The sequence below is a fragment of the Streptomyces griseoloalbus genome (genome assembly GCA_014650015.1).
Classification (GTDB): Bacteria; Actinomycetota; Actinomycetes; order Streptomycetales; family Streptomycetaceae; genus Streptomyces; species Streptomyces griseoloalbus.
The window spans coordinates 1-1,237 of sequence record BMUD01000075.1 but is presented as its reverse complement, the minus strand read 5'-3'; the positions used below and the strand labels follow the sequence as shown (position 1 = coordinate 1,237).

The 1,237-nt window shown below is 67.3% G+C and carries 1 protein-coding gene and 1 pseudogene; both read left to right on the top strand.

What is annotated here, in order from left to right; all coding sequences use genetic code 11:
• Nucleotides 1-433: pseudogene (locus tag IE178_RS35005) on the top strand (alpha-1,4-glucan--maltose-1-phosphate maltosyltransferase); the annotation flags it as partial.
• Nucleotides 430-1,237, top strand: an 808-nt coding sequence (locus tag IE178_RS35000; protein WP_318280426.1) for an alpha-amylase family glycosyl hydrolase, incomplete at its 3' end; no start/stop codon positions are given. The pseudogene IE178_RS35005 and the gene IE178_RS35000, both read left to right, overlap by 4 nt.

Sequence of the window (1,237 nt, the reverse complement as noted above, 5' to 3'; positions counted from 1 at the left end):
GAAATACCAGCTCAAACCCCGCGACTGGGAGACCGCCGAACGCGAGGGCCGCACCATCGCCCCCCTCATCACCCGGCTCAACACCATCCGGCGGGAGCACCCCGCGCTCCACCGCCTCAGAAACCTCCGTTTCCACGGAACCGACAACGACCGCGTCATCGCGTACAGCAAGCGCAGCGGCTTCGATGTCGTGCTCGTGGTCGCCAACCTCGACCCCCGTCACCCCCAGGAGGCCACGGTCTCGTTGGACATGCCGCAACTCGGCCTGGAGTGGCACGAGTCGGTGCCGGTGCGCGACGAGCTCACCGGCGAGACCTACCAATGGGGCAGCGCCAACTACGTGCGCCTCGAGCCGGGGCGGGCTCCCGCGCATGTTCTGCACGTCCGGCGACCGCCCGCCGCTCAGCGAAACGGAGGGCCAGGAACGCCATGACCGTGAACGAGCCAGTGCCGGACACCTTCGAGGACACACCGGCCAAGGACCGGGACCCGGAATGGTTCAAACGCGCCGTCTTCTACGAGGTGCTCGTCCGCTCCTTCCAGGACAGCAACGGTGACGGCATCGGCGACCTGAAGGGCCTGACCGCCAAACTGGACTACCTGCAGTGGCTCGGCGTCGACTGCCTGTGGCTGCCGCCCTTCTTCAAGTCCCCGCTGCGCGACGGGGGCTACGACGTCGCCGACTACACCGCCGTCCTGCCCGACTTCGGCGACCTCGCCGACTTCGTCGAGTTCGCGGACGCGGCGCACCAGCGCGGCATGCGCGTGATCATCGACTTCGTCATGAACCACACCAGCGACGAACACCCGTGGTTCCAGGAGTCGCGGAAGGACCCCGGCGGACCGTACGGCGACTTCTACGTGTGGGCCGACGACGACAAGGGCTACCCGGACGCGCGGATCATCTTCGTCGACACCGAGGCCTCCAACTGGACCTACGACCCGGTGCGGGGGCAGTACTACTTCCACCGCTTCTTCTCCCACCAGCCGGACCTCAACTACGAGAACCCGCGCGTGCAGGAGGAGATCCTGGCGGCCCTGAAGTTCTGGCTGGACCTGGGGATCGACGGCTTCCGGCTGGACGCGGTGCCGTATCTGTACGCGGCCGAGGGCACCAACTGCGAGAATTTGCCCGCCACGCACGCCTTCCTGAAGCGGGTGCGCAAGGAGATCGACACGCAGTACCCGGACACGGTGCTGCTGGCGGAGGCCAACCAGTGGCCCGAGGACGTCGTCG